Here is a 7,875-nt window from a genome sequence, read left to right as displayed (position 1 = left end):
GGTCGGATTGGGGCGCGTGTTGGTCAATCTGGTGAAACCTAAGCTAGCGCTATCAGAAGGCACCGCTTCCGCGCCGACGGCCCCAGCGGGAGGCGGGCGGCGGGCGCCGCCGAGCTCCGCGTCCCCGCCGGCAGGGCCTGCCCCTCGCCGGTCGTCGGCCGCTCCGGCGGCATGCCGCCGGGCCGGCCGGCCTCGACGCCGCCCGACGCCGGGATGGCGAGCTCGCCGCCTCCCGGTGCGTGCGGGTGGCTCGGCGATGGCGGGCGTCCCCTGGCGCGCAGCGGCCGGGGATGCCACTGCCGATGGCCGGGGTGGATAGGCATGTGCGAAGGACACGGCCCGGCCAGACCGGTGCCGAGGAGGGGCTGCGGCCCGGACGGCGCGAGGCGCGGGGGGCTCTCCGGCAGGCTGAGGATGGAGCTCTCCTGCGGGTGCGATCGGTCCGGGGTGACGGTCGGGGGGCTCACCGCCATGCCCGACGCGTACCTGGGGTGGCATCGTGGCGTCAGGGCCAAGAGCGACTCGGGCCACAGGAGCCCCATGCGGTGCCGAAGGGACTCGGGGCCAGTCGCATAGGATCGTTTCGGTCCAGGATTCCCACCGCAGCCCCGCGGCTTTGACAGCATGGAGCACGCGAAGGCATACCTGACGAGCGACCTTTTCACCACAAAGGTTGCCCCTAGCCTCAAGCCAACCTGGGCGGCCGATCCCGACATCCGCTTCTACGAGGTTGCATAGGGGAGTCGGCAACAGCGCAAACTGCAGCCAAGAAAAGACACGCGTGCGGCTGGTGGCGACTGCGGTCCCACTGGCCGCTTGTCGTGCTCCATCCGCATTCCCCACATAAGGGCCTAATTTGTGTCGCGCCTTGGCAGTAAGGTCAAGGCACACGAAGTCGGGAGATGCCGTGATGCGGGGGTGGGGGCAGATGGCGGAGAACGTGAAAACAGCGGAGGAGCTGAGAAAAGAGATCCGTGTCGTGCGTGACTCCGTCCTGGGGTTGGTCACGCGCATGGAAGACATTAAACTTCAGCAGATTCCGCAGATTCGGGCGGACTATGCGCTCAAGATTGGCTGCTGGGAGCAGGGCCTTCTCGAAGCTGAGATCGCCGCACGCCGTGCAAAGCGAAGGCTGGCGCTGGCGCAAGGACAAGCAAACAGGGGAGTAGCGCCGCGGATGGATCACATCGAGACCGTGCTCGACATCGAGTTTGCGGAGTGGTCGGCGCTGGCAGAAGAGGCGCACTCCGCTGTCGAGCAAGCGCTCGCTTGGCGTGCGGGCTTGGTGCCCATGACAAAGGCAGAGGCCAACATCCTTCACTCCGTGTACCGAACGCTCATGAAGCGGCTGCACCCCGACGTGCATATGGGAGAGGACGAGGAGCGCGCAGCGCTCTTCCAGATTGCGCAGGCGGCTTACAAAAACGGTGACGTGGAAGCCCTCCGCTCCCTGGAGGCGGCCACGCGCCGCTTCGATGGCCCGGATGATCTTGCAGAGACGGACGATGCGACGCTTCTCGCAGAGGAGCTTGAGCTTGCCCAGATCGAGGAGAACGTCATGCGTCAGCAGCTACACAAGCTCGAGGAGGGTGAGGACATAAAGCTTGGTCACATGCTTGCCGACCCTGATTGGGTAGCGGAGCGCACCATGGAGCTCAAGGCTGCCATCGAGCAGTGGGAGCGCATGCGCTATGAGTGCGACACACGCCTCGAGAAGCTCAAGAGGAGCTTCGATGAGTGACGAGAGGGCGGTTGTGGGACCGTCCGGTACGGCGGGAGGTCTGGTGGCCGTTACCTCTGCGACGGCCGGTGCGATTATTGCAGCGATACATGGGCAGAGTGGGCTCGGCGTTAACGTGCCCAAGCCCTTCTCGCAGCCAATCTGTCTGGTGCCAGACACGTGTGTAGCTGGGACCACCCATGTGGCAAACATCGAGGATCTGGCGCATGGCTTGCACGAGGGCGACCACCTGCGCCTTGAGCGCGATGACAAAAACGCTTACGACCACTGGGCCATCAGGGTACTCGATGCGCACGGCGAGCATCTGGGCTATGTTTCTGCCGATATCAACCAGATTCCTGCGCGCCTCATGGACGGTGGAAAACGCCTCTATGGAGAGGTCACCAAGGTAGAGCTGGTGGGTAGCTGGTGGAAGATCAGTATGGGGGTGTGGCTCGATGACTAAGGCTCGATGACTAAGGCTCGGCACGGCAGTGACACCTAGGAGAACAACGCCTCGGCCTTCGACTGCAGATGGGACAAGGGGACAGTCCCCTTGTCCCATGTCGACCGTCATACTCCAACATGTCGCCACGCTGTTGTCGGACCTCTGCACCTGATATGCTTATCGGGGTCCAGTGTCCGTCAACAACAGACCGGAGGTCTTTCATGTTCATGATCGTACCCATCGTCATCATCGTGATCCTTGTGCTTTCAACAGGCTATGCCGTGCGCCAGCAGCACGTCGCCGTCATCGAGCGCCTAGGTAAGTTCCACGGCTTTGCCGGCCCAGGCTTCCATGTCAAGTTCCCCTTCATCGACATCACGCGCGACGTGAGCCTCATGACCGAGGACGAGCACATGACCTTTGATGCCAAGACCTCAGACAACGTGACCATCGAGCTGGATGTCTCCATCCAGTACCACGTGGATTACGCCGATGTCGAGAAGGGCGCCGATTCCGGCGTCTACCGCAGCTTCTACACGCTGCAGGACCCGGTTGGCCAGATGCAGGACTACCTGGCCGATGCCCTGCGCTCCCAGATTCCCGCGCGTACGCTGGACGAGGTCTTCTCCGAGAAGGACGCCATTGCCCACGCAATCGACGAGGTCGTTGCCGCCAAGATGCTCGATTACGGATACGTCCTGGTAACCACCCTCATCACGCGCATCAAGCTGCCGCAGGAGGTCCAGGAGTCGATGAACCACATCATCGCCTCGAAGAACAACCTCGAGAGCGCGACCAACGACGCCAACGCCGCAAAGGCCAAGACCGTCATTGCTGCTCAGGCTAAGGCTGAGGCCATGGCCGCAGAGGGCAAGGGCATCGCCGACCAGCGTGTCGCCATCGCGCGCGGCATCAAGGACTCAATCGACACCATCCGAGAGTCGGGTGTTACCGAGGAGGAGGCCAACCGCCTCTTCGAGTTCACCCAGTGGACCGACATGATGAACAACTACGCTGCGAGTGGCAAGGCGGCCACGGTGCTTTTGCCCGAGGACTTTGACCAGAGCGGCGTCTTCAAGAGCATCGTCGCGGGGAAGAAGGCCCCCGAGGGCAGGTAGACGGCCATCGGGAGTTGCGGCTGCCAGCAGAGCATAAGGATAGGGGACGAGAACCCCACCTGCCTCGATTGCAGCGGCGGCTATGCCCGCTTCACCCGACGCTCCAGTCGCTTGCCCACCGCCACGAGCGTCATCACGATCACGTAGTAGACGGCGGCGACGGCGATGAACGGCTCAAACGCGCGGTACGTGAGCGCTTGGACGCTCTGTGCCGCGCGCATCATGTCCATAAGGCCAATGGTCGCCACAAGCGAGGAGCTCTTGAGCACGGTGATTACCTCGTTGACCAGTGCCGGAGCGACTGAGCGCAGCGCCTGAGGAATGATGATCTCCCACATCATGAGGCGGTAGGGCAGTCCCAGCGCCCGCGCGGCGTCGTATTGGCCGCGGTCAACGCCCTCGATGCCGCCACGGACGGTCTCCGAGACGGTAGCCGAGCCGTTGAGTCCCAGCGTGAGCACCGACGCCGCAAACATCGAGACCTTGTAGCCCGTGAGCTGCGGCGTTGCGAAGTACGCGATGAAGAGCAGCACGATGAGGGGGATCCCGCGGGAGATCGAGGTGTAGAAGTCGAGCACGAGGCGCAGCGGCCTGCAGGGCAGCACCTTGAGTACGGCGATGAGGAACCCCAACGCAAAGGCAAGGACTAGCGCGGCCCCCGTCACCTCGAGGGTGACGGCAAGCCCGCTTGCGAACATTGGCAGGTAAGGCTCGATGACCGAGAAGTTCATGCGGGTTTCTCGCCAGCTGATCGCTACTTGGACGAGGAGGAGCCCACGCCCTCCGTTGCCGTGCCAGATGCGGAGAAGTCCCCGCCCCACTCGAAGTCCGTGCCAACGTAGGTGCCAATGAGCTGGTCGATGGTGCCGTCCTCGAGCATCTCGCCGATGCACTGGTCGAAATCGGCCACAAAGGACGCGCCCTTCGTTGCCATGATGCGGTAGACGCCCACGTAGTCCTTGGTCTCGCTGCGGTCGAGAAGGCCCAGCACCAGGCCTTCGTTGGCGTCGCGCATGGACTGGCCCTCGGCGCCGTCGCACACGTAGGCGTCGATGCGGCCGGCGAGAACCTCCTGAAGGCACTGGTCGCCACCATCGTAGGTGTGGATGTCGGCGTTGGGCAGGACGGTAGTCACAAACTTGTTCTGGACGGTGCCGGTTGTGCAGGCGATGCTCTTGCCGGAAAGGCCGTCGATGGTCGTTATGGGGTCGCCGCCCAGGGTAAGCACACCGACGAGCGGCTGGTAGTAGCCGCGGGTGAAGTCGTAGGTCTGCTCGCGCTCGGCATTTGATGACATCGCCATCGTGAATGAGGTGTCACTCGACTGGACGGAAGCAAGCGTGGCGGCAAATTCCTGCGGCTCGAAGTCGTAGGTGAAGCCAAGGCGGCTGGCCATCTCGTCTGCTACGGCAATGTCGAGACCCACGACCCTCTGGGTGCCGTCCGACTGCATCTCGATATAGCGATAGGGGGCAAAGGCGTCGTCGCCCACGAAGGTGAGATGCCGGCCGGAAAGGGCGGTGGCCTCGCCGTCTGGCGAGGCGGCAGTCGTGCTTGACGTGCTGTTGGAGGAGGCGGAATCCTGCGAGCCGTCGCAGCCCGCAAGCATGATTGTGGCGCCTGCTACGGTAAGTCCGAGAAATGCCCTGCGGCCAATCGATTTGTTCAGCTTGTTGTTCATGCGGATGCCCCCATATGTGTCTGAAGCGAGTGCCCATTGTAGCTCATTGAAATCCTAGCCGTCTGCTATGAGACAAGGGGACTGTCCCCTTGTCTCACTTGTCTCATAGCTCGTCGCGAAGCTGGTCGATTAGGCGCGAGAAGTACACCAGTGCGTCCTCGACGGGCTTGGGCGTTGCCATGTCAACACCGGCGTCGCGCAGAAGCTCGATAGGCGGCTTGCTGGATCCGCCCTTGAGGCAGCCCAGGTACTCCTCGACGGCAGGCGCGCCCTCGGTGAGGATGCGGTCCGAGACGGCAATGGCTGCTGCGTAGCTCGTCGCGTACTGGTAGACGTAGTAGCCGTAGTAGAAGTGCGGGATGCGCGCCCACTCCAGGCAAATGCCATCGTCCACGACAACGGCGTCGCCAAAGTACTGCGCGTTCAGCTCGCCCCAGCGCTTGCAGAGCGCATCGGCCGTGACGCCGCGGCCGTCGGCGTTCATCTCGTTTACGTTGCGCTCGAACTCGGCAAACATGCACTGCCGGTAGAGCGTCGCCCGGAACGACTCGACAAAGTTGTTGAGCACGTAGGCGTGGGCCGCTGGGTCTGCGGTGTGCTCCAGGAGGTAGTGAGAGAGCAGCGCCTCGTTGAGGGTGGATGCCACCTCGGCCACAAAGATGGGGTAGTCGCTGTAGGTGGGTGACTGCGCATGGCACGAAAGGTACGTATGCACCGAATGGCCCATCTCGTGCGCCAGCGTGAAGGCGTCATCGAGGCTTCCGTCGAAGCTCGTAAGGATTACGGGGTTGGTGCCATAAGAGCCCGCGGAGTACGCGCCCGAGCGCTTGCCGGGCGTCTCGTATACGTCAATCCAGCGCCGCTCAAGGCCCTCGCGTACGATGGTCAGGTAGTTCTCGCCCAGCGGCTCGAGCGCCTTCAAGATGAGCTCCCAGGCCTCCTCGTAGGTGTAGGTGAGGTCAACCGAATCGACGAGCGGCACGTACATGTCCCAGAAGTGCAGCTCATCCACGCCTAGGACGCTCTTGCGCAGGCTCGCATAGCTGTGGAGCGCGCCGAGGTTCTCGTTCACCGCGCCCACAAGGTTGTCGTAGACCGAGGTGGGCACCTCGTTGGCATCGAGGCGGTACTCCAGGGCGTCCTTGTAGTGGCGCGAGTCCGCAAAGAACTTGAGCTGCTTTACTTGGGCGGCGAGAAGCCCGGCGCAGGTGTTGCGGTGCGCTCCGTAGCTCGCGTAGACCGAGTCAAAGGCGGACTTGCGCAGCACGCGGTCATGGCTGCGTTCAAGGTTGATGAAGCTGCCGTGGGTCACGGGATGCTTCTTGCCCTGGGCGTCCGTGGCGTCGGTAAAGGTGAGGTCGGCGTCGTTGAGCTGCGAGAACACACGCTCTGGCTGGGCAGCGGAATCGCCTGCGCGGGCGAGGATGGCCTCCTCCGGCGCCGAGAGGCGATGCGGACGCATGCGCAGCTCGCGCTCGACCGCGCGACGGTAGTGCTCAAGGCCCGGCTCCTCGGCAAAGAAGGCGGCGAGCTTCTCGTCTGCCATACCAAGAAGCTCTGCCGAGAACCACGAGCAGGCCTCCTCGGTCTCTACCTCCAGGCCCATAATCTGGTCGGAGTAGACCTGGTACTTGGCCACGCGGGTGTCGACGTCGGCCTGACGGTCGGCATAGTTGCCCAGACGGTCGAGGGTCACGCTCGACTCGTCAGCAAGACGCAGGTAGGCGAGAAGGTCCTCGGCTGAGGCGCTCACACGGCCTCTGTATGCCGCGAGCTTTGCCGGGAAGGCCTTGGCACCCTCAAGCTGGCGTTCGAAGTCCTTGTCATCCTTGCACATGGACGAGAGGTCCCAGCGGTACCTCTCGGGAATCTGGTCGCGCGACTGATACTGCATGCGTGCTCCTTCGGGTGGGAGTTCTTCAGACTTCCCTATGGTACCCGCTGGAGTTGGGGCGTGTGCCATGACCGCAGGCGGGAGGGGTGGCCGTCCCGCCTGGGCGGCCTATGCTCGACCGGGGAGCTGTGCTATGGCCACGCCCAGGACGTGCCCCTCCATGGCATGGAGCAGCTCGTTTAGCCAGAAGCCCTCGCTGAGCTGCGGCGCATTGTCCAGAGCGTAGACGCGCAGGGTGTAGGTGTGGTCGCGGTCGGGCGGTTGTGGGCCGTTGTAGCGGCAGGTGAGGAGCGGGTCATTGCTTCCCACGAGGCGAGACGCCGACGAGTTTCTCCCCTGCACCATGCCAGCGAAGCCCTGGTTGGAGGCGTTCTCGGGAAACGAGGCCTTGCTCGCCGGAATGCCGCAGGCGCACCAGTGGATCCAGGGGAAGCCGCACACGGGGATGGAGTCGATGTCGTAGAAGACCACGGCGAGCGTGGCGGCGTTCGCAGGCACGCCCGTGACCTCGAACGGAAAGGAGCGCGTTGGCGTGCCGGCATGCAGGCCGTTCTTGTCGGCGTACTTGGCGTAGGCGTCGGGGATGTAGCCGTTCTCGTCGAGCTTTACATGTACGTCCATGAGTGCCTCCCAGGTTGGTGTGGTGCGTCCATTGTACGAGAGGGGAAGAGCTCCTGGCTTTGCGCGGGTCATGCAAGGAGCTTCCAACTCCCGGAGCATAATTATTGCGCGTCCGTTTTTGATACTCGAAGCCCAACTGGGAAAATATCATCGTTACCATAAAGTAGCGCGCAATAAATCGAGGGCTGAGACGAGCGCGCCGCCTGTCGACGCGCGTCTCGCCCGCTGTCGCGAACCCGGCTGGGTTCGCCCTGCCGCTCGCGACCCGGCGCAACCCCCACATGGTAGAATGAGCAGGCCTGACGCGAGGCCCAGACGGCCAGACGAAAGGCGCCATATCCGGCCGGCTTTGCGACCTTGCGTTGGGCCACCCATTCTAGCTGACACGGCCGG

General features: G+C 63.4%; 7 protein-coding genes. 3 read left to right on the top strand and 4 right to left on the bottom strand.

Features of this window, described 5'->3' with window-relative positions:
• Positions 1-940 precede the first annotated feature (940 nt).
• From ACO59D_RS12555 to ACO59D_RS12545, 3 genes are all read left to right on the top strand, one after another.
• Positions 941-1,741, top strand: a complete 801-nt coding sequence (locus tag ACO59D_RS12555; RefSeq protein WP_485127271.1) for a J domain-containing protein — start codon at positions 941-943, stop codon at positions 1,739-1,741.
• The gene (locus ACO59D_RS12550; protein WP_485127270.1) at positions 1,734-2,186 is read left to right on the top strand and encodes an HIRAN domain-containing protein; all 453 of its coding nucleotides are present in this window, start codon (positions 1,734-1,736) and stop codon (positions 2,184-2,186) included. The genes ACO59D_RS12555 and ACO59D_RS12550 overlap by 8 nt, the downstream gene beginning before the upstream one ends.
• Before the next feature lie 203 nt (positions 2,187-2,389).
• The gene (locus ACO59D_RS12545) at positions 2,390-3,286 is read left to right on the top strand and encodes an SPFH domain-containing protein (RefSeq protein ID WP_485127269.1); all 897 of its coding nucleotides are present in this window, start codon (positions 2,390-2,392) and stop codon (positions 3,284-3,286) included.
• An 80-nt stretch (positions 3,287-3,366) separates the two neighbouring features.
• Here the strand turns inward: ACO59D_RS12545 and ACO59D_RS12540 are convergent, their stop codons facing one another.
• The 4 genes from ACO59D_RS12540 to ACO59D_RS12525 all read right to left on the bottom strand — a co-directional run bounded on the left by ACO59D_RS12540 (position 3,367) and on the right by ACO59D_RS12525 (position 7,482).
• Positions 3,367-4,017, bottom strand: coding sequence for an amino acid ABC transporter permease (locus ACO59D_RS12540; protein WP_485127268.1), 651 nt, complete (start codon positions 4,015-4,017; stop codon positions 3,367-3,369).
• A gap of 23 nt (positions 4,018-4,040) precedes the next feature.
• Positions 4,041-4,967 (bottom strand): substrate-binding periplasmic protein, encoded by a 927-nt coding sequence (locus ACO59D_RS12535; RefSeq protein ID WP_485127267.1) that lies wholly within the window; start codon positions 4,965-4,967, stop codon positions 4,041-4,043.
• Positions 4,968-5,070: 103 nt separating this feature from the next.
• Entirely contained in the window at positions 5,071-6,861 is a 1,791-nt protein-coding gene (gene pepF, locus ACO59D_RS12530) for an oligoendopeptidase F (RefSeq protein WP_485127266.1), read from the bottom strand.
• Positions 6,862-6,969: 108 nt separating this feature from the next.
• Complete coding sequence (locus ACO59D_RS12525) at positions 6,970-7,482, bottom strand: YbhB/YbcL family Raf kinase inhibitor-like protein (RefSeq protein WP_130813063.1); 513 nt, start codon at positions 7,480-7,482, stop codon at positions 6,970-6,972.
• Between the last annotated feature and the right edge of the window lie 393 nt (positions 7,483-7,875).

The organism is Tractidigestivibacter sp., from assembly GCF_057241865.1.
This window is presented reverse-complemented; position numbering and strand designations above follow the sequence as displayed.